The 20,684-nt window shown below is 46.4% G+C and carries 16 protein-coding genes; 8 read left to right on the forward strand and 8 right to left on the reverse strand.

What is annotated here, in order from left to right:
• Window positions 1-182: 182 nt before the first annotated feature.
• The 3 genes from BMZ54_RS23195 to BMZ54_RS23205 all read left to right on the forward strand — a co-directional run bounded on the left by BMZ54_RS23195 (window position 183) and on the right by BMZ54_RS23205 (window position 3,182).
• Entirely contained in the window at window positions 183-2,114 is a 1,932-nt protein-coding gene (locus tag BMZ54_RS23195; RefSeq protein WP_143081114.1) for a hypothetical protein, read from the forward strand.
• Between the two features lie 14 nt (window positions 2,115-2,128).
• A complete protein-coding gene (locus tag BMZ54_RS23200; protein WP_089917919.1) occupies window positions 2,129-2,329 on the forward strand; it encodes a hypothetical protein in 201 nt (66 codons plus the stop codon).
• A 70-nt stretch (window positions 2,330-2,399) separates the two neighbouring features.
• Window positions 2,400-3,182 (forward strand): NIPSNAP family protein, encoded by a 783-nt coding sequence (locus BMZ54_RS23205; protein ID WP_089917921.1) that lies wholly within the window; start codon window positions 2,400-2,402, stop codon window positions 3,180-3,182.
• Window positions 3,183-3,362: 180 nt separating this feature from the next.
• Here BMZ54_RS23205 and BMZ54_RS23210 read toward each other — a convergent pair whose 3' ends face one another.
• The gene (locus BMZ54_RS23210; protein WP_089917923.1) at window positions 3,363-4,532 is read right to left on the reverse strand and encodes a hypothetical protein; all 1,170 of its coding nucleotides are present in this window, start codon (window positions 4,530-4,532) and stop codon (window positions 3,363-3,365) included.
• A 155-nt stretch (window positions 4,533-4,687) separates the two neighbouring features.
• Between BMZ54_RS23210 and BMZ54_RS23215 the strand changes: the two genes are divergently transcribed.
• Window positions 4,688-5,569: a DUF4349 domain-containing protein gene (locus BMZ54_RS23215; protein ID WP_089917924.1), complete on the forward strand. Its 882-nt coding sequence runs from the start codon at window positions 4,688-4,690 to the stop codon at window positions 5,567-5,569.
• 24 nt (window positions 5,570-5,593) lie between these two features.
• Complete coding sequence (locus BMZ54_RS23220; protein ID WP_202909335.1) at window positions 5,594-6,397, forward strand: MOSC domain-containing protein; 804 nt, start codon at window positions 5,594-5,596, stop codon at window positions 6,395-6,397.
• A gap of 56 nt (window positions 6,398-6,453) precedes the next feature.
• Here BMZ54_RS23220 and BMZ54_RS23225 read toward each other — a convergent pair whose 3' ends face one another.
• Complete coding sequence (locus BMZ54_RS23225) at window positions 6,454-7,557, reverse strand: LamG domain-containing protein (RefSeq protein ID WP_089917926.1); 1,104 nt, start codon at window positions 7,555-7,557, stop codon at window positions 6,454-6,456.
• A 121-nt stretch (window positions 7,558-7,678) separates the two neighbouring features.
• On the opposite strand from BMZ54_RS23225, the gene BMZ54_RS23230 reads away from it, so the two are divergent.
• Window positions 7,679-8,956 (forward strand): hypothetical protein, encoded by a 1,278-nt coding sequence (locus tag BMZ54_RS23230; RefSeq protein ID WP_089917927.1) that lies wholly within the window; start codon window positions 7,679-7,681, stop codon window positions 8,954-8,956.
• 25 nt (window positions 8,957-8,981) lie between these two features.
• On the opposite strand, the gene BMZ54_RS23235 is transcribed toward BMZ54_RS23230, so the two are convergent.
• From BMZ54_RS23235 to BMZ54_RS23260, 6 genes are all read right to left on the reverse strand, one after another.
• Window positions 8,982-9,890: a prohibitin family protein gene (locus BMZ54_RS23235; protein ID WP_089917929.1), complete on the reverse strand. Its 909-nt coding sequence runs from the start codon at window positions 9,888-9,890 to the stop codon at window positions 8,982-8,984.
• Between the two features lie 207 nt (window positions 9,891-10,097).
• On the reverse strand, window positions 10,098-11,309 hold the full coding sequence (locus BMZ54_RS23240) for a winged helix-turn-helix domain-containing protein (protein ID WP_089917930.1): 1,212 nt from the start codon (window positions 11,307-11,309) through the stop codon (window positions 10,098-10,100).
• A 213-nt stretch (window positions 11,310-11,522) separates the two neighbouring features.
• Window positions 11,523-13,145, reverse strand: coding sequence for a RagB/SusD family nutrient uptake outer membrane protein (locus BMZ54_RS23245; protein WP_089917932.1), 1,623 nt, complete (start codon window positions 13,143-13,145; stop codon window positions 11,523-11,525).
• Between the two features lie 3 nt (window positions 13,146-13,148).
• Entirely contained in the window at window positions 13,149-16,442 is a 3,294-nt protein-coding gene (locus BMZ54_RS23250; RefSeq protein WP_089917933.1) for a SusC/RagA family TonB-linked outer membrane protein, read from the reverse strand.
• A 207-nt stretch (window positions 16,443-16,649) separates the two neighbouring features.
• Window positions 16,650-17,714 (reverse strand): FecR family protein, encoded by a 1,065-nt coding sequence (locus BMZ54_RS23255; RefSeq protein ID WP_089917935.1) that lies wholly within the window; start codon window positions 17,712-17,714, stop codon window positions 16,650-16,652.
• 89 nt (window positions 17,715-17,803) lie between these two features.
• A complete protein-coding gene (locus BMZ54_RS23260) occupies window positions 17,804-18,439 on the reverse strand; it encodes an RNA polymerase sigma-70 factor (RefSeq protein ID WP_089917937.1) in 636 nt (211 codons plus the stop codon).
• Window positions 18,440-18,710: 271 nt separating this feature from the next.
• Here BMZ54_RS23260 and BMZ54_RS23265 point away from each other — a divergent pair, with 271 nt between their 5' ends.
• Together BMZ54_RS23265 and BMZ54_RS23270 are read left to right on the forward strand one after the other, a co-directional pair.
• Window positions 18,711-19,322, forward strand: a complete 612-nt coding sequence (locus tag BMZ54_RS23265; RefSeq protein ID WP_162277651.1) for an RNA polymerase sigma factor — start codon at window positions 18,711-18,713, stop codon at window positions 19,320-19,322.
• Between the two features lie 75 nt (window positions 19,323-19,397).
• Entirely contained in the window at window positions 19,398-20,618 is a 1,221-nt protein-coding gene (locus BMZ54_RS23270; protein ID WP_089917940.1) for a FecR family protein, read from the forward strand.
• Window positions 20,619-20,684 lie beyond the last annotated feature (66 nt).

Raw genomic sequence — 20,684 nt, forward strand, 5'->3', positions numbered from 1 at the left:
GTATTATAAACAGGAACATATGAAGGTTCCATTAGCTTGTTACTTTATGTAGGACATCTCAAAGGTAAAAATGAGGCCTCTCTTTTATCATATGGGATGTTAAAAATAAAACAGGGTATTTCATCGTTATTAATATGATACGCACTATAATGGTGCCTGCCCCAACCCTCAAAATAATATATATGAAAAAGCTACTGATGATCCTATGTCTTTTTCCGCTGCTTTCTCATGCAACTAAGTATTATGTATCTTCTTCCAGCGGCTCGGATTCGTATACAACCAGCTCCGCTGCTACTCCCTGGCGAACCTTAAAAAAGATCAGTGACAGCACCGTTCTGAATGCCGGCGATACCATATTTTTAAAGTCCGGCGATGTTTTTAATGAGCCGCTGAATCTTAAAAGAAGTGGCAATTCCTCCTCACATATTGTTTACACCACCTACGGTGGTGCTGCCAGGACAGTGATCAATGGCTTTTATACGCTTAGCAATGGTACGCCAATAAGTTCCGGCAGTAATATATACAGATTCTATTGTCCGGGCCTCACAGTCAAAACAAATATGCTGGTAATGGACGGCATCCCGCAGCCTATGGGCCGCTGGCCAGACGTAGGTTACCTTACGTATGATTCCCTTCAACCAAGGACCTTGTATGCCGCCAACCTCTCCTCCTCTCCTTATAACTGGACCGGAGCAGTACTGGTGGCTCATAGTGAATTTTACCTGATTGACACGGGCCGTATTGTAAGCCAGGCGTCCGGCACCATTACCATTGATACTACCTTCACTTCCACCTCTAAAAGGGGCAGCGGATATTTCATCGAAAACGATGCCCGCACTCTGCTGCTAACGGCCATCCCAGGACGCTGGTACAATAAATACACGGTAGACAGTATACAGGTTTACCTGCCGGGCGGACAAGGGACACATGTCCTGAAAGTACCCATCCTCGATGTGCTCTGCAATGCTAATTTTGGCACTAAGTATAACGACATCTACAACATGGACTTCGAAGGAAGCAACATTGCATCTGTTCTTATTAACAATACAACCGGACACACTTTCACAAACTGTCTTTTCAGGTATGGCGGAAATGACTGCTTGTTAGGCAATGAGTGCCCCGGCACTAATTTCATTAATGATACCCTGGACTATTTCCAGAACAATGGTGCAAGGATCACAGGCAACACTTCCCAGCATTGCCTGACAAAAAATGTGCTGATCAACCATTGTGGTACCATCCCGGGAATGGGCCAAAGAGAGCCGGATGGCAGTAAGTCCTATTCAGGATGGGCTAATCCTATGGGCTTTAATACTTTTCAGAACATGACCATCCTCAATAGCGGTTACACCGGTCTTCACTTTGGCGGAGACAGTGTCAATATCACTAATGTTGTTGTGGATACGTTCTGCATCACCAAGATAGATGGTGGCGGTTTTTATACATGGGACGGCGCTGTTAAGAACTATAACTACGGCCGTACGCTGACCAACTGTATGGCCTTACATGGTCAGCGGTCTTCAGCGGGCGTAAAGTATGATTCAACAGATGCCTCCATGGGCTTTTATTTCGACAGCCATTCTACATTCGTTACCTTAACCGGCTGCACGAGTGCTTACAATACCACCGGAGGTATCTACATTCACGGATCGGGGATTACCACCCGTGGCAATAATTTCTATGGTAATGGATGGTGCCAGCGCTGTGTAGTTGAATATCCCGGTATTCCCATTACCGGCCTGTCATTGAAAAAAGATCAGCTGACCAATAGCGCTCCCGGCCAGCTGACTTCCGTATTTATTACACCAGGTACCGACCTTTATTCCTTCGGAACAGTGGATAGTAACTATTATAGCAACACCAGTGCAGCCGCCTTTTACACAAAATCCAGTACCGACCCTGGTACTACAAGGACCTTTGCCAGCTGGCAAACCGTCTCCGGGTACGACGCACACAGTAGCTTCCTGAATACTGCGTCAGGCTTGTATTACAACAAGACCGGTACAGCTGCAGCATCGGTCGTTCACTTCAGCGATCTGGCTGGTAATTCCTATAATGGTGTTATCACCGTACCGGCTTTTAGTTCACTGATCCTGTACCAGAAAATTCCCTGAAAGGTCCATTCGTCATGAACTCTATGTTGGAGATCGCTGATGCCTACAGGGATTTTCACAGCGGTAAATACGGTAAAATAGATTATGAAAAGCAAAAGCTTAGTAAGAAATTATCCAGTGCCGGGCCGCGGCTGAAGCAGGTAATACCGGTTTATTCAGCCGCGGAGCCGGCAGCGCCTAAATACCTAAATACCCCAAAAACCGCTATTGTTTAATTGATTGTTTTTGCAGATCTTCAGCAGCTATATTCCACGAATTAATCTACAAACCAAAATTACAATCAATATGCAACGCAGGAAATTCCTCCAATCTTCGCTTGCGGCTACTGCAGGTATGGCAATACCCTTTAATGCTGCAACAGCGGCTGATAAGCAGCCCGCACAAAAAGAAGCCTACGAATGGCGTGAATATGAAATGCGCTTTGGCTCCAACCCTGCGCAGCTGGAGGATTATTTTAAGACGGCGCTTATTCCTGCATTGAATAAATATGGTGTAAAAACAGTGGGCGTATTCAAGGAATGGAGACCGTCCGAACCAGCTAAGTTTTATTTACTGGTGCCTTATTCTTCTCTTGATAACTACATTTCGGTAAATATGAAAGTAAAGGCAGATGCAGGTTATATTAAAAACAGCGCAGCGTATAACAGCATACCGGCTGATAAGCCTTTATATAACCGCTTTACCTCTTCCCTGATGATTGCTTTTGATGGCTGGCCTGAAATGGTGGCCCCGGCAGGTAAATCCCGGGTCTTTGAGTTAAGAACGTATGAGGGCTATAGTGAAGATGCCGTAAGAAGAAAAATTAAAATGTTTCATGACGGCGAGTTTCCCATTTTTAAAAGGGCCGGCTTAAATCCCGTATTCTTTGGTGAAGTGATTGCAGGCGACCGGCAACCCCGTCTCACTTATATGCTCACTTGCCCTGGCATGGAGGAGCGTGACAAAGGATGGGCCGCTTTCGTAGCGGATCCTGAATGGAAAAAATTAGTAGCAGACCCTCAGTATGCAAATACTATTTCTACTATCAGGAATACCTTTTTGATTCCAACAACCTATTCGCAGGTATAGCCGGTTAGTTTGCTGCTACCTGTGAAGCTGGGCATTTCTACCAATTTAATATCATGGTCTTTGGCATATTGAGTGCCAGGATCATGCAGCTTATTGTATTTGATCAGAATGGTTCATCCCAGTGCCTCCAAAGCTTTGGCTATCTTTGCTTCCCGTGGCTTTGCGTTGAATCATATATGTTTACCTCCCGGCAATCAAACGCTCCACCCTACTATTAAACACACCCTTACTAATACCTGCTACCTTCTCCAAAATCCTGAAATAATTTTCATCTCCTTTCTCACGTTTACCGCAGCACAAAAGCGCTTTCACGGCATTAAACCCCTTTTCTTTTTCCAGCTGCTGAACGATCAGGGCATTGATGGCATAGGCAATATTCAACCGTTTGGGTCCTTCCACAAAGTTTTGCTCACTGATGTACAGGGCAAGCCAGTCGGCATGTTCATTTTTGGCAGCATAGTCCCTGAATGCAGCCAGGATCTCTTTCCATTCAATACCCCAGCTGCCGCCGTATAAATAAGCGCAACCTTCATCTACCGGCTTGTTAATGATCCCGGTGGAGTACATATTATGCAAGCGCTCGTGCCACAGATCATGCGGGTCAAACTCATTAAACCCCGTACGGTTAGCCATTCCGCTAACGATTAATGTTTGGTTATTGTGGCAGGTATACAGGGAAAGATGGTTATACCCGTTGTAAATGGCCTTATACTCAACTCCTATCAGCTTCAATGCCTCTTCGAAATCATCACAGCAATAGAACCGGATCTGCTGCCGGGGCACCCCGATCTTTTTATCATAGTATGCGAGCATCTGCTGCAGCTTTTTTGCTTCCTCCAGGTTAATCTTCTCTTTGTACCTGAATACAACATTATCCATCCGGCAGGTTTTCCAAAGCATGGCATTTGTAGCTAATGGAGAAAGGAAAACAAACCGGTCTGCCTCCTGCCTGGCCAGCAGCCTGAAGCTCCCTCTCAGTATCGCCGTATCTTCCCTGGTTCCCAGGTATGACAGCTGTAGCAGGTAAGTTTGTTCATCCCTTTGAATAACATTGGTCAGGTAAGGTTTATAAAAGTTGTTGCTATTGGACCGGGCATTTTTTTCAATGCTTTTCATTTCATCTATTAACAGGCTGGTTTCCAGGAGATCTGCTTTTGATACAAAACCGTTTGCTGCATTTGCACTGTCTTTACTGCGCAGGAATCCATCCAGGCTACGCAACAGCGCCTCTTTTATAACCGTATCTTTTGGCAGGGAAATGTTGTTAAGTATTCTTACAGGATTTGACTGACCATAGCTAAGGGATGCCAGCAAGGTGAAAAGGGATAAGCAGTAAATTTTTATTTTCATAGAATATAGGTTATTTAATCATGCTAATATATTCATCCGGGCTATACTCAGTGACAGGATAGCTAAAAGGTATAAATAATAAACTCATAAAAAGTGTGCATTTTAATAGTTTCTGCATCATATAAAATAATAAATAAAACTGATCCTAAAAACTTATGAAACAAACATTCAGACAACGCTTTTGGAAATCCGGAAAATGGTTCGGTGTGTTATTTCTCCTGATGCTGGTATTCCGGCTGGTCTACGGTTACGTTGTGACAGACGCGGCGCAAGGGGGGGAGTATACCAGTGATTTCTTCAGCAGTGTAGCGAATTTAAGAAAGAACTACGCTTCTGAAAAACAGCTGCTAAAGCAGGATGTAGCGCCACAGGCCAATGCCACGTTCTCTCAGAAATATGAGAAAACAGCTACGGTCAGATCAAAGACCTCACAATTTGAAAAGGACATAGATACTATCAAAAAAATTACAACCAGTTTTGAAGGTGTGATCCAGTATGAGCAGAACACCGGTAATAAGGGAAACCGCCAAATTCAGCTGCTGATCGGCATTAACCCTGAGAAGTTTGACAGCTTCTATGAGCAGATCCAGCATATAGGCCAGGTAAAATCAACAGAGATCACAAAGGTTGACAAAACAAATGAATACCGGCAGCTGAACGCAAAGAAAGCCTCTCTTGAAAAGAACCTGGCTTCGTTAAATGAGCTGAGATCCAGGGGAGGAGCCATTGGCGATTATATTAAATTGCATGAGAAGATCCTGGAAATAGAAACCCAAATGCAGGAACTGGGCGTTGAACTAGGCAATTTTGATACGGAGAATGAATTCTGTACCGTCCGGCTTTCACTCTATGAAGGCGCCCCGGAGAAGAAAGTAAGTTTTGCCAAACGGCTTAAAGTAGCCCTGGAGTGGACGATTAAATATTACGCGGTGTTAATGTGCTCATTACTGGTACTTGTAATGGTTATATTTATCCTGCTCCTGATCATTGATAAGCTGAAAGTGATAAAAATGGTAACAGCTAAGCTGGATGAATGAGACACCTTCCGTATCTTAGTATCTATGCTGGCAGTTAGCGAACTATATATTTATCCTGTTAAATCATTAGGAGGAATTGCATTACCTGCGGCTTCCCTGACCGATCGCGGTTTTGAATATGACCGAAGGTGGATGCTGGTAGATGAGAACAACCGTTTTCTTTCGCAACGTGAAGTGCCGCTCATGGCTTGCTTACATGTAGAGCTCCACGACGATTACCTGGTGGTTATAAATATACATAAGCCGGATTTTTTTTACCCGATCCCGCTTCAGCCTTTAACCACTGAAACTACCATGGTTACTGTATGGGACGATGAGTGTCCCGCCCAATGGGTAAGTGCAAAAGCAGATGCCTGGTTTAGTGAACAGCTGGAGATCTCATGCAGGCTGGTGCATATGCCGGATAGCAGCCACCGGCACGTAGATGAGCGTTATGCAAACAATAAAGAGATCACCAGCTTTTCTGACGGGTATCCTTTATTGATGATCGGTCAGGCTTCCCTTGATGACCTGAACAGCCGCTTGGCATCTCCTTTACCTATGAACCGTTTCAGACCCAATATAGTATTTACTGGGGGGCTCCCGTTCCAGGAAGATGATATGCAACAATTTGGTATTGGCGATATCCGGTTTTGGGGTGTTAAACTCTGCGCACGCTGTGTCATGACCACCATCGATCAGCAAACTGCTGTAAAAACAAAAGAACCGTTGAAAACACTCAGCACTTACCGTATGAAAGACAATAAGATCCTTTTCGGTCAGAACCTGTTGTATCAGGGCCGCGGGACCATTCGCGTGGGTGATGCTATTACCATTAGTAGTAGTTGAAAAATACTATCCAAAATACTAACATAGCCGTCCCCAAAGAAGGACGGCTATTTGTTTTATTTCAGCGAGATCTTCTCCATGTCGTCAAACTTCGCCTGCAAACCCCATCCGCCAAAGTTTTCAGCTACCACGAACCAAAGCTCATTGGTGCCTTTCTTCAGCGGAAGAAAAACCTTATCGAAAAAACCAATAGAGCCTAAGAACCGGTAATCCCTGGACATAAAAGGATCTGCACCGGCATATAAAGCCTGGCCATTGAGATAAACCGTTACAAAATCACTGAATCCAAAGGACAGTGTTTTTGTTTGTTCCAGGCCCGACTCAATACTAATCCTGGCTACGACCGCATTCTCAGTTTTCGTTAACCTGCCGAATCTTGAAAAGTTAATAATGCCGGAAGGCTCTGTTTGTTGCGTGGTCCAGGTAAGCCCTTGTTTAATGGCGGGCGTGAGCTGATATTTTTTCTCAAACAGGCTGCTGCTGACTACATTGGATACCTGCCAGCGGGTAATAAGGCCACCTGTTCCATTGGCAGGGATCGGAGCCGGAGAAGAAGCCACTGCTGGCCGCAGGGTATATTGCAGGTTGGCATAATGAACAGGCGCTCCGCCGGAACTTAACCCTATACCGCCTGCTTTGGGCGCCCGCTTTAATTCTGTAACCTTCATCAAAGGAGTTTGCATGTCATCGATATAAATTTCCGCCTGCAGGCCATGTACATCAATTTTGACATGATGCCAGAAATCAAATTTAAGATCGAATGCCTCTGAATACCCTTTCCCATGATACAATTGCCAGCCGGCTTCCCCATTAAAGAACGGGGTGTACTGTGTTGCATCAGGATTGCCGGATTGATGGGGGCGAACGTAAAAAATTTCAAGTTCAGCGGTATCCTGCATCCTGAAATAGCAGCCGGGAAAGTTCCGCTCCTTCGGGAAATTGATATCGTATTCAATGGTACCATCCAGGAAACCCACATCTTTTAAATAAATGTCCCCGGCTTTCAGGAAGATGCTTTCCCTGCCCATATAGGTTTCCTGAACCATATCCGCCTGCCGGCTTATCCACTGGTCTGATGTAAAGGGTACTTTAACGGTTTGGCCGGTTGCGAAGCCGCAGCATAACAACAGCATGCAAGCTGATAAATAGGTTTTTTTCATACAGTTTGTTTTATCTGATCCATGCGCAATAAACAAAGAGATGAAAAGAACCCAGGTTCATTCAGCGTTCATTTAGCGGTCATTTATTGTTCAAATCCGCTTTAAGCTGTAATTTAACTGCATGAGCCTCACGGAAAAGGAATATATAGCGCTCTGCAAGCAATTGATCGCGGAACAGTTACGCCTTGTGCCGGATAATGGAACGCTGCGTCAACGGGATCTGGAATGCCTTGCCGATAGCATTGAAGAAAAGTCCGGCATCAGGCTCAGTCTTTCCACATTAAAACGGCTATGGAAAAAAGACTATGACCAGGTGCCGCATCCATCCACCCTGCAGGCATTGGTTTCGGTTCTCGGGTATAAGGACTGGCAGGAGTTCCGGTTAAGACAAGCTCCTCTTCCAGCTGCCCCGGTAGCTGAAAAACGTACCCGGCGCTTAAATCGGTGGATGATATTGCCTGTGATAGCTGCATTGATCGTGTTTTCCTGGTTGATCGCTTTCCGATCAGGCCAGCCCGCCAGCATAAAACCCCTGGTGAAAGGCCCGGTTACTTTTACCGGTAATAAAACGGTTGCACAGGGGGTACCCAGCACCATTGTTTTTAATTACGATGTAAGTAATGTGGTGGCAGACAGCTTCTTTTTCCAGCAATCCTGGAATGAGCGGGAGCGCGTACAGATTGATCCCGGAAAGCATTACTATTCTGCTATTTATTATTACCCGGGGTTTCACAGGGCTAAGCTCATCGCCAACGATTCCATCCTGAAACGTTTTAAAGTACATATTACAACAGACGGATGGTTGCCGCTGGCCCATCATTCATTCCAGGATAGTATACCGGTCTACCTTCCAAAAGATGGTGCCATAAAAGACGGCGCGTTGCACATTTCCAGGAATGCGCTTACTGCTGCCCATATGGATATAAATAAAGATCTTACCCTGAGCTATTTTAATATCCGGGAATTTGAGGATACCTACAGCGATAATTTTTCGCTGGATACAAGGGTAATGCTGGACAGCACAAATATGAATGCGTGCCCAGGGCTTAGACTGGTTGTTATCTGTGAAGGAGATATTTTCTTCGTAAGTATGATCAGAAAAGGATGTGAGCGGAACAGCAATATTAAAATGGGAGAGGTATACGAGGATGGTATACAAAACGACCTTTCCTCATTTGGCCGCGATCTGTACAAATGGCAGCAGGTACAGATCCAGGTGGTAAATAAACAGGCAACCATTAGCCTGGATGGCCAGCCGGTACGTACCATCCGCTTTAAAAAGGATTTTGGTAAGATAATGGGACTGGCGTATCATTTTACCGGCACGGGCGGAATAGATTATGTGAAGCTGAAGAATGGTAAAAATAAGATGGTCTACGAAGATGAGTTCGGGAAATAGATCTCATACAGCTATGAGATAAATTTTACGGCGTCTTGCTATCCAGGATCACGGGCGTATTGCCTTTACCCATAATGATCACTTTTGCATTCTGGGATTTTGCTATTTCCAATTGAGCTTTTATACTTTCATATTGCAGCTGCCTATCTGTTAAACTCTCACTGATGATGCGCTGATAATCTGCTATACCCTGTGCCTCCACCCGTTTCCGCTCCGCCTCCTGTTTTTCTTTCTGCAAAACGAATTGCATTTTCTGTGCATCCTGTTCGGCATTGATCTTTTGTTCAATGGTTGCCCGTACGGATTGTGGGAGTGTAATATTTCTCACCAACAGATTCTCCAGCAAGAGTCCGCGCTTTTTAAAATCAGCTTCTATATTTTTGAATATGCGTTGCTGAAATTCATCGCGCTTGGTGGAATACAGTGCTACTGCATCATAATACACGGCATTGTCGCGTATCCTTGTCCTGGTAATCGGGCGAACGATCTTGTCCTCATAATCTGTACCTGTTTCCTGCAGCAACATTGGAGCATCGTTGGTGATCACCCGGTATAAAACAGAAAGATCAATGGTTACTTCCAATCCATCGGCTGTCAATACCTTGATGGCATCATCACCGCTTTTGGTCCCTTCATCGCGCACACCGCTCATGGTATAATTCTGGGTTTTGATATCGAGCTTTTCTACTTCCAGCAAAGGGTTAATAAAATGCAGTCCGCTACCCATCACATCCCTCTGCACCTTTCCGAACAGCTTTTTAACACCGATTTGTCCGGCATCGATCTGTTTGATACAGGACATCAATATGCCGGTCAGCATTATCACGGCGCCTACTGCACGAACAGGAGTCTTCAAACGTCTTAATCTTTCATCGCTTCGGGTAATAGCTCCGGCGGCGATCAAAATAATAAAGCCTACTATCAGAAGGAACATATGGAATGTTTTAGAAGGTATTAGAGATAATACGGGTATAAGGTAAATACTATAGCCCAAATGGTGTGCCGAATACCAGGCTGTTCCCGTTAAAGCCGCTGGAACCGCCACTGCAGGGAGGGCTGGGTCATGTAAACCGCAGCAGTTATTTTGGGCGCCGCAAGAAAACATGCCATTTCTGTAGGGTTTTACCCAAAATGGCAGGGATCAGCGCTCAATAAGTTTTGCCAGCCCATCTTTTATAGCTTTCAGATACTGCTTGTTATTTGATTTTGTAATGGTAATATCCCGGCACTGGTTGAATTTGGCAAATGTTTTAATAGCATCAATGATCTGAGTGATCATCGGGTTGCTTAACTTCAGCGGTTCAAAGTGAAGATTGTGAATGATTAATGTCTTTTGTTTCCGGTCGGCCTTTGAATCCATTCTGGCTACAAAAGTATCACCCACCAATACAGGCAATGAAAAATACCCGTATTTCCGTTTTGCCTCGGGAACAAAGCATTCTATCTGGTAGTCGAAATCAAAAAAATCCCTTAAACGATGCCTGAAAACATTTAATACATCGAAGGGTGAAAGAATGAATGCCTCCCCGGACAGCTGGATCTTTTTGGTTTTATAAGCAGGTAACATATAGAGGGGCGCGCTTTTCAGGCCTTCGATCTCAACTTTACAAACTGCACCCTCATCCACCAGCTTTTCCAGCTCCTTTTTCACTAAATTATTTTTCACGCGACGTGCACGCCAGGCTAGTTCTTTTGCGTAGGCAATACCAAGAGCTTTCAAATCACGCAGAATAACATGCCTTGCAAATTCAACTGGTGTTGGCAGGGTGGTATCCACATCATCCGGAATTAAATTTATGGGCAGATCATATACTTTCTGGAAGCCCTTTGTCCGGGTAGTCATTAGTCTTCCATCCAGGTACAGGCGTTCGAGTGCTACCTTGGAGGGCCGCCAATCCCACCAGCCTTCACTTGGCAGCGGACGGTCATTTTCAAAATCCTTTACCATCAGCGGGCCTTCGCGTGCAATCCTGTCCAGCACCTTGTTCATGAGATTGATCTCGGGCTGTGGCAATGGTGGCCTGTTATCTAAAAAGCTTTGCTTCACAGGCAATGAATAACGAAAATTATGCATGGGCATATACCCTGAGTCGGAGGTGAAGAATTCAAAGATCCTTCCATCCGCCTGCAGTTCATCAAGCCATTCCAGCTTATAGTCAGGCACCCGTGCTGCAATGCTGTGGTGATGCGCTCGCTCAACGGTATAATTTGTATCGAGCTGAATAAAACCTAGATGGTCAATGAGCTTGTAGACCGCCTCACGGCCCTTTCCAAACTGCGCCTGTTGAGAGAGTCCTGCCGCGTGGAGGATGATTTTTCTGGCTTGTGCTTTGGTCAGGATAACTGGTTTCATACGTATAGTAAAGTAAAGAAATATTCAGGAATTTTTTTTTAGGCAGGCTTGAAAAGGCTTTTCACTATAGGAACCATTGCGCCAGCAGGCCACAATCTGAAGGCATTGCCATCAGTCCGGATATATGTGCGTTGAAAATAGGGCGCTCCATTAAATAAGTAAGCCGCCCCCAAAGGAGACGGCTTAACTTCTATTTTCCCACCGGTCTAATGCTTAATACCCGTCGTTCTGTTTTAGATTTCCATTCTTATTCTTCTCTGATTGGGGGATGGGGAACAGTTCCCTATAGCTCCCGTTAGGTGAATGAGATAACCATGATTTTTTTGCAAAAACTTTAAAGCGGATCATATCCTGCCGGCGATGGCATTCTTCAAAGAACTCCCATCCCAGCTCATCCAGCAAGCGGCCAAACTGTATGTCTGCACCGCCTTCATTGGTGGTGGCATGTACATCGCGCAGTCCATAATCATAGCTGCTTCCTTTTTGCAGGTCTGCCGCGGTTACTATCGCTTTTGCAGGGTTATCGCGGAAAGCCCTTTCCCGCACCATTGTAACTGCTACCGCCGCTTCCCCGGCATTACCTGTACGTAACAGGCATTCAGCTTTCATCAAAATAACATCCGCATACCTGATCAGGGGAAAATCGTTGCTCAAACGGTTGGAGGCGCCTTTCTTTATTTCAAACTTTCCCAGCCGGTAACCATGTATCGCCTCACTGGTATCAATGGCCGGCACTACATTGATCAGGTTCAGCGGCTGCCCGGTGAACCTTCCGTTCTGTACTATCAGCACGGCGCCGGCGGATGAATACTGCTGCCCCTTGATCCAGTTATCCGTAAGCCGGCTGTCCTGCGGGTCAAAAGTATTAATGAACTGCGGCACCGCGCAAATACCGCCCCAGGGCGAGAATTGCAGGTTAAAGGTGGCCTGGCATTCCTGTGGCAGCGTTTGCATATGATGATCAAACGCATTCCAGTCCGTTACATATTTGTCATCGAACGGCAGGGGGAAAATGATCTCTTTTGAATCTTCGTTATTGGTGATGAACACATTTTTCTGGTTCATTTCCAGGCTATACAACTTGGAATCTATTACTGCGTTGCACTGCTCCAGGCACTTTGCCCATTGCGCGGTGCCTGAGTAAACTTCTGCATTCAGGTACACTTTGGCCAGTAAGGCGCGTGCAGCCCATTGGTTAAACCGCCCGTAGGTTGACTGGTCGCTTTTTGTGCTGAGCAATGAAAGATTATCCGTGATCTCTTTCACAATAAAATCATATACCTCTTTGCGCGTGCTCTGTTTCGGCAGAAAGCCGTCAGGCACTGTAAAATCAGTAACAACGGGCACATTCCCGAACATATCGCAAAGCACCCAGTAGTAAGAGGCTCTTAATACTCTCAGCTCGGCCAGCACATTTTCTTTGCCATCTGCTACCGGGATCACACCGGATGATATTTGTTCAATTACCCGGTTGCAATTATTAATGCCTTCATAGGTCCTGGTCCAGCAGTTAACCGGGATGGCGTCCTCTGAGGTCCACTTGTGATAATGGAACCTGCGGTATCCTCCATCGTCCACCCAGCCCCAGGGTCTTTTGGGTATCAGCAATTCATCACCTGAAAGCTCCTGTGCCCAGAAATAGCTTTGCCACAGGTTGAACAGTTTGCGCCAGGGTATGTATGCTGCGGCAATCAGCGGTTCAAGGTCCTTTTCGGTAGGCTTGAACTGGTCTACTATTACCTGGTTATAATTTTTGTCTTTCAGCTTGGTGCAGGAAAAAGCCGGCAGCAGGCATAGAAAAGCAATGGCTATGATTGAATGATCTCTTTTGTTCATCGGTTAAAAGTTTACGTTAACACCAACAGTAAATGCACGCGTGGTCGGATATTTCTCACGGCCGTCATTGCCCGGCGCCAGGCCTGTCCAGGTCACTTCAGGGTCTATGCCCTTATATCCTGTGATCATGAAAGTATTGCGTGAGGATACATATACTCTTATGGAGTGTATGTATTTGATGCCTGTTGTGGGAAAATTATATCCCAGCGCAATATTGTCAACCTTCCAGAAATCGCCGTTCTCTACATAATAGCTGTTGAATTCCAGCGGCAGGTTGCTGTTCAGCACCGCTTTACCGTAGATCTTGTCATATGCAGATTTCAGGCGGTTATATTGCTGGTAGCCGGTGTTCTCATAATACATGCGCTGTGAGTTGATGATCTGGAATTTGAATGATCCGCGCATGGTGATATTCAGGTCAAAGTGCTTATACCTGAACGTGTTGTTCCAGGCTGCATGGAACCTTGGAACGCCGTTGCCAATAACCTTCTTATCCTCAAACCCGCGGTTGAACTGGTCATAGGGAACCGGTTTGCCGTCCTTGCCTTCATAGATCCATTTACCGTCTTCAGAAATATCAACCACCTTGTAACCATGGAAATTGCCGATCTCCTTGCCGATCTCCACCAGGTGCGTATGCGTTTGTATAGGTACGCCTGCAGCGCCTTCCGTAAAGTAGTTCACGCTGAGCTTATACAGGTCGTTGGAAAGCTTTACCAGCTTGTTGCTGTTGGTATTATAGTTAATGGTGGTGCTCCACTCAAAATCCTTTTTCTGCACGGGTATGAAATTCAGCTGTACTTCCACGCCCTTGTTCTGCATTACGCCTACATTGGCGGTAGTGGAGGGATACTGGTTGGGAGGGCTGGGCACCTGGTATTCCCACAGCAGTCCGTCAATATTGCGTACATAATAGTCTACGGAGCCGCTGATCCTTCCTTTCAGCATAGAGAAATCCAGACCTATGTTGGTTTCTTTTTTCTCTTCCCACTTCAGGTTCGGATTAGGATTTTGTGCCGGGGTCAGGGATCTTACCCAGTTACCATTCAGCAGGTAATAATCGCCATAGGAAAGCGTAGCTGCGCCCAGGAAGAGTGCTGAAGGCGCTGTTCCCGTTACGCCGTAACCGGCCCTTAATTTCAGATCATCGAAGAACTCCAGCCCTTGCATAAAAGGTTCCCTGTTGATGCGCCATCCTACAGAGATCGCGGGAAAGTTACCCCAGGGTTTCTTTGCGCCATAGAGCTGGCTGGCTGCTTCGCGCCGCAGGCTGCCCAGCAGCAGGTAGCGGTCTTTATAGCTGTAGGTAACCCGGCCAAAAAAGCCTATCAGGTTGGTTTCAGTCCGGGAGCTGTATTCCGGCGCCAGCCCTTCTTTTATTGCATTGCCGCTGCCAATGTTATTGTAGCTGAAAATGTCTGTTGGAAAATCCCAGTTCTGCATCCAGTTCTCACTGAAATCACTTTCCTGGTAGCTGTAACCACCCAGTATGGTGAACCTGTGCTCGAGCAAGGTTTTGCTGTATTCTGCCGTTAGCTCCATCAGCCTGTCAACACCTTCTTCTGCGCCTGTGGATGCATAGCCGTTACGGCCATCGCGCAGGGTGGAAATATGCCGTTTGGTTTCAGCGTATCCTCTTGACTGGTTGTATTTGGAATAGGAGAACAGGGCATTCAGCCGCAGGCCTGCTACCGGCGTAAAGGTGATGTTGCCATTATAGCGGGTGCGCTGTTCCGTGTTCCGTCCATCGCTTTCATACAGGCGTGCCAGTGGGTTCTCATATTCAAACAGCGATGATTTTTCAAACCAGTTGCCGGCACTGTCACGAATGGGCTGTGTAGGGTTCTGCCACATGGCCTGCCGCCAGGTAAAGCCGTTGAAGCTGGAGCCGTCGCCGGTGGTGGTATATTTCTCCTGGGAGCTGATAAGGCCGAAATTGAACTTCAGCTTATCGTCCAGCATGCTGTGATTAATGTCTATGCGGCCTCTGAATACCTGGTCGTCTGATTTCTGGAAAATGCCCTGCATAGCACGGTAGTTCACATTCAGCAGGTAATTGGTTTGGGAGTTGCCGCCCCGGTATGTAAGGTTGTGTACATGGGAAACGGGCGTACGGGAAATAGCTTTTATCCAGTCGGTGGATCCGCCATAATCCCAGTTGGCATCCCGGGTGCCTGCAGCAATTTGCCTGTGATAGTCGTCTGCGGTGAGCATTTCCGGTTTGCGGGCAATTGTTTCTGTGCTTATAAAGCTGCTGTATTCCACCGTATTGATGTTGTTGCCGCTGGCCCTGCGCGTGGTGATGAGGATCACGCCGTTAGTGCCCCTGATGCCGTAGATAGCGGCTGCGGAGCCGTCCTTCAGCACATCAATGGACTGTATATCTTCAGGCGCCACGGTTTTCATATCCCCGGGTACTCCGTCTATCAGCACCAATGGATTGGCATTAGCGCCCAGCAGGGTGGTATTGCCCCTGAGCAGGATCTGTGTGCTGCTGGTGGGATCTCCGCTGGGAGCCGATATGGACAGCCCTGCCACCTTGCCCTGCAGCAGCTGGCCGGCGTCCACCACGGAGCCTTTCACAAAGTTTTCCGATTTCACGGTGGCAACGGCGCTGGTGATATCGGCCTTCCGCTGTGTACCATAACCGATCACCACTACCTCCTGCAATGCCTTATTGGATGCCTCCAATACAATATTAAGCCGGGTATTGCTGCTTGCAGGAATTTCTTTTGTTTCAAATCCTACCAGCCTTACTACCAATACGGCGTTATTATTAGTAACAGTCAGTGAAAAATTTCCGTCCTCCCCGGAAATGGTGCCGTTATTAGTGCCTTTTTCCTGTATGCTTACGCCAATCAGGGGGTGGCCATCTTTGTCTACTATCTTCCCTGCAACGGTTGTTGCAATTACAGCGCTGTCTGTTGGCTGATCTGCGCCCAGGATCACTACCAGCTTATCGCTTACTTCGTTATAGGTAAGGGATGTATTACCCAGTATGATGCTTAATACTTCCCGCAGAGAGGCATTCCGTACATTCACAGATACCTTTTTATCTTCCGGGAGCAGGCGGTTCTTATACACAAAGCGGTAAAAGCCCTGTTCTTCAATGGCTTTCAGCGCGCTTTTCATTGAAACGTGATCCAGGTTCAGGTTGATGTTTTTCTGGCCGTAGGTGGTGCCAAATGCCGGGATCATAAATCCCAGGAGCAGTATGATGGTAAGCTTCGTCATCAATACGTATTTAATAGTCAGGCTGCCCGTCTTCCACGACAGGCGCTCTGGGATATTTTTCATACTTTAGCAATGTTTAGGTTTAAGATGAAATGGCTCACCGCCAGTGAGCTTTATCTGTCTTTTACGTAGCTGGGAGAATGTGTCAGCATTCTCCCATTTTTATGACAAATATGGAGAAGGTCAGGTTGGAACTGCTTTCATGTGGTATCAGTTTTTGGTGAAAAAATGGAATTTATATATCTCTAACAAGCCTGGTATGGGACCTTTCTACAACCCTATTGTGACTACTTTTTTACGAATAGAATAATGAAAATTGCCTGTTAGCTGTAAGGCATATAGTACTTCTGAAATATCTTCATTCTCAAAAATGCCGCTGTATTGCACATCTTCCAGCTGCTTATCCTGTATGATCACCTTTACATCGTACCAGCGCTCCAGCTTCAGGGCGATCTGCTGCAGGGTTTCGCTGTCAAACACCAGCTTGTTCTTCATCCATAGCGCTTCCGCCGGCGGGTTTTGCTGTTTCTTATCCAGGTAATGCACCTGCGTAAGCAGCAGCATGGGCTCCGGCTTTGTAAGAGTAGCCGTATCGTTCCTTACTACCAGCTTCTCATCCGGCCGGAGGATGATCTTTTTCTCCGGGTTCCTTTGCAGTACGATCTCCACCGCTCCACTGATCAATGCTGTTTCCGTGATCTTTTCATCGGCGTAAGCACGCACATTCAAAGTTGTTCCCAGTACTTTTACATCCACCATATCCGTATGGATAATGAATGGAATGCCATTGCGTTTGGTCACTTCAAAAAAGGCCTCTCCTTCCAGTGTCACTTTCCGGGTGTCGCCGTTGAAATCATTGCCATAGGTGACTTTGCTGCTGGCGTTGAGCCATACTTCCGTGCCGTCCGGCAACGTTAACTTTGACCGGGAGCCTTTCTTTGTCCATATCTCGTTCTGTGCAGCGGCTACCGGCATTTTCTCCTTCCTGGCGGGAAGCAATACAATGATGATCCCCAGTGCCAGGCAGGCGGCAATGGCTGCCGGCAGGATGGCCCGCAGGGAGAACGTGCGTTGTGTGGTACGGGCCTCCGTATCATATTTCAGCGTTCCATCTGACAGGTGATTGCTTAGCCGCTGCAGATGCCTGTTAAAGCTGTTTGCGGTATCCGGCTGCTCTCTTTCCTGCCTGCTACTCCATATGCCTTCCAGCATGCCTGCCTGCAATGCAAGGTCAGGACGCTGTTTCAGCGCTTCTTCCAGTTCTGCTTCCTGATCGGGGGTGGCTTCTCCTGATAATTTTAAAACAATGAGTTCCCAGATTTTTTCGTCCTTCATTATTATGGAACATGTGTCAATAGGACAATAAAAAAAGAGGGAGGTACCAAAGGGAAAAGAAATTTTTTTTTGAAGTGGGAGAGGGGTGGTTATTGCCCATATCGCTGTTTGGCTGCAACAGGTTCCAAATGTGGGCGGATGGCCTGGGCTATTTTACGCACCGCTATCACCAGCTGGTTGCGTATGGTGGTTTTTGAGAGGTTCAGAATATCGGCTACTTCCTTGTGTTTCAGGCCATCTTCCCTTACCATGCGGAAGATCAGCCTGCACTGGGCAGGCAGCTCAGCGATAGCCTTATTGATCTTTCCGGACATTTCAGTGGAAATATATAGCTCCTCCGGGTTAATGGGGGTGCTTACATCCAGCTGGATCTCGTCCAGGCTAACGTGCGGGTATTTGTATTCTTTAATAATATAGTTCAGGGAGTAGTTACGGGCAATTACATAGAGGAACACCTGTAAATTCCTGATGGACGGGAGTTCATCCCGGATCTTCCACAATTTGATAAAAACGTCTGAAACTATTTCCTCGGCTGCTTCTTTAGACTTTACAAATGAAAAAACAAACCAGAAAAGCCGCTCGTTAAGGAGCTCATACAATTGCCTGTATGCATTCATGTCCTCATATAGAGCTATTTTCTGCTGCAGATCAGCTATAGTACTTTTTTCACTCATAACGGGCGTTCTTTCGTAACGGGAATCTTCGAGTAGAACAGTGGATGGCATTATCTTATACTAAATATACAGTAAATAATTATAATTGTATGCATGACACTAATAATTTGCTGTAAAGCGGCATTTAAACATGGCTGTTTCTATTAATGTTTAATGAGCGTCCCATTTTACCTTAATTCCCGGATCAGCCTTTCTCCCTGCCGGATAAATGTTATTCCAATTATTACCAGCTTTTTATGCCGGGAAATAGCGGCTTTCTTTTAATTCCATACACTTTCCCTTATTTTTATTCAATTATTTAACCGGAAAGCAGACCCGCAGATTGTTAAACACTGGTTTTCATAATGAGGAGCATTTACTCCACCAGTTCGCTGCCGGTGAACAGGCGGCCTTTGAGGCAATATTTAATGAATGGTATGCCCGGCTTGTATTTTTTGTGCAGCGGTTTTCCCCGTCTAAAGAAGAAGCAGAAGACATTGTTACGGAATCATTCACCAAATTGTGGATGAACCGGGAGAATTTTGACGCCATTAATAAAATAAGGTCCTTTCTCTATATTACTTCCCGCAATGCAGCTATTGATGCGCTAAGGCGCAGGAGTAAAGCGGCCATACAGATCCCTTTGGAAGATCAGAACCTGGAGCTGCCGGCATCTCCGGGCGACCTGGAAAGTATTCATGCGGAGGTGATCGGCGCTATTTTCCTGGAAATTGAAAAGCTGCCAAAGAAATGTAAGCAGGTAATGCTGTTAACTTATAAAGAGGGCCTCTCTACACAGGAAATAGCGGGGAAATTAAATATTTCGGTGTCTAATGTTACCTCACAACGTTCGCGGGCGGTATCCCTGCTAAAAATAGCCTTGCTGAATAAATATCCCATCCTGGTAAATATTCTGCTGCCGGAGCTGTTAAAGCAGCTCTTTAAAAATTATTGAAAAAAAGGGCTGCCTTTTTTTGACAAAGGCTACACCCCTGCGTTCTATATTTAAATCTTAGGATCAAATGCCTGTATGAAGGAAGCCAATTATAATATTGCCGCGCTGATTGTAAAGCAGCTGAAAGAGGAGCTCTCTGCCGGGGAGCAGGCAGCGCTGCAGGCCTGGCTGGCTGAATCGCTTGATCACAGCAAGCTGTTGGAGCGATTGGCCAATGAGCAATCATTGCAGTCGGATATAGCCGGCATGGCCGCTATTGATACGGAACAGGCAAGACAAAAGATGGTAGCAACGCTGTTCCCGGAAGCTGCCTCACAGGCCGGAACAGCCACGGGAGATCGTACGCCATTATTGCGTTCTTTGACCAGGAACAAGCGCTGGTATGCCGCTGCTGCAATATTACTGTTGGTATTTAGCGCCATTACTTACCGCTGGCTGCAGCATTCCCCGCAGCAGGCAGTAGTAGCTCCAATGGTAAATGATGTTGGGCCGGGAAGCAGCAAAGCGCTGCTTACACTGGCAAATGGCGCTACTGTTACACTGGACAGTGCCGGTAAGCAGGTGATACAACAGGGAACAACGGTTATCCGTCAGCAGAACGGGCAATTGCAATACCATGTACAAGGTGCTGCAGCATTAGTGGGCTATAGTATGAATACGCTTGCTACGCCCCGTGGCGGCCAATACCAGCTGGTACTGCCGGATGGCAGTAAAGTATGGCTGAATGCTGCATCCTCGCTCCGCTATCCTACCGTTTTTTCAGATACCGGCCGTTTGGTGGAGCTTACAGGCGAAGCATATTTTGAAGTACAGTCCCTGTCCCGGTCTGATAATAAAAAAGTGCCTTTCAGAGTGAAGGTGAATAACATGGTAGTAGAAGTGTTAGGTACACATTTCAATATCATGGCCTATAGCGATGAGCAAGCCATCAGAACCACGCTGCTGGAAGGTTCCGTAAGGGTGTCCCAAAACAGTTCCGGCCAGGTGCTGCGCCCCGGTGAGCAGGCGGTTGTTGCTGCCGGCAATGAAATAAAGGTGCTGCACAGCGTAAATGTGCAGGAAGCAGTAGCCTGGAAAAATGGTGTTTTCCAGTTTAACCGGGCCGGATTACCGGTGGTAATGCGGCAGCTCTCCCGTTGGTATGATGTGGAAGTAGTGTATGAAGGGAAGATCCCTGACCAGGAATTCCTGGGTAAGATGCAAAGGGAATTGAACTTGTCAGAGGTGCTGAGCATATTGGAAAAGAGCGGGGTCCGTTTCAGGATGGAGGGGAGGAAAATAATTGTAAGTCAATAATATCATTCATTACTTAAAAATCAACCAACCACTATTCCTATACCTGAGAAAAAACCGGTAATGTAC

It is taken from the genome of Chitinophaga rupis (genome assembly GCF_900109685.1).
GTDB lineage: Bacteria > Bacteroidota > Bacteroidia > Chitinophagales > Chitinophagaceae > Chitinophaga > Chitinophaga rupis.

Excerpts from the sequence above, each read along its gene's own strand:
- BMZ54_RS23195 (WP_143081114.1), top strand. The coding sequence starts at position 183 with ATGAAAAAGCTACTGATGATCCTATGTCTTTTTCCGCTGCTTTCTCAT.
- BMZ54_RS23200 (WP_089917919.1), top strand. The coding sequence starts at position 2,129 with ATGAACTCTATGTTGGAGATCGCTGATGCCTACAGGGATTTTCACAGC.
- BMZ54_RS23205 (WP_089917921.1), top strand. The coding sequence starts at position 2,400 with ATGCAACGCAGGAAATTCCTCCAATCTTCGCTTGCGGCTACTGCAGGT.
- BMZ54_RS23210 (WP_089917923.1), bottom strand. The coding sequence starts at position 4,532 with ATGAAAATAAAAATTTACTGCTTATCCCTTTTCACCTTGCTGGCATCC.
- BMZ54_RS23215 (WP_089917924.1), top strand. The coding sequence starts at position 4,688 with ATGAAACAAACATTCAGACAACGCTTTTGGAAATCCGGAAAATGGTTC.
- BMZ54_RS23220 (WP_202909335.1), top strand. The coding sequence starts at position 5,594 with ATGCTGGCAGTTAGCGAACTATATATTTATCCTGTTAAATCATTAGGA.
- BMZ54_RS23225 (WP_089917926.1), bottom strand. The coding sequence starts at position 7,557 with ATGAAAAAAACCTATTTATCAGCTTGCATGCTGTTGTTATGCTGCGGC.
- BMZ54_RS23230 (WP_089917927.1), top strand. The coding sequence starts at position 7,679 with ATGAGCCTCACGGAAAAGGAATATATAGCGCTCTGCAAGCAATTGATC.
- BMZ54_RS23235 (WP_089917929.1), bottom strand. The coding sequence starts at position 9,890 with ATGTTCCTTCTGATAGTAGGCTTTATTATTTTGATCGCCGCCGGAGCT.
- BMZ54_RS23240 (WP_089917930.1), bottom strand. The coding sequence starts at position 11,309 with ATGAAACCAGTTATCCTGACCAAAGCACAAGCCAGAAAAATCATCCTC.
- BMZ54_RS23245 (WP_089917932.1), bottom strand. The coding sequence starts at position 13,145 with ATGAACAAAAGAGATCATTCAATCATAGCCATTGCTTTTCTATGCCTG.
- BMZ54_RS23250 (WP_089917933.1), bottom strand. The coding sequence starts at position 16,442 with ATGAAAAATATCCCAGAGCGCCTGTCGTGGAAGACGGGCAGCCTGACT.
- BMZ54_RS23255 (WP_089917935.1), bottom strand. The coding sequence starts at position 17,714 with ATGAAGGACGAAAAAATCTGGGAACTCATTGTTTTAAAATTATCAGGA.
- BMZ54_RS23260 (WP_089917937.1), bottom strand. The coding sequence starts at position 18,439 with ATGCCATCCACTGTTCTACTCGAAGATTCCCGTTACGAAAGAACGCCC.
- BMZ54_RS23270 (WP_089917940.1), top strand. The coding sequence starts at position 19,398 with ATGAAGGAAGCCAATTATAATATTGCCGCGCTGATTGTAAAGCAGCTG.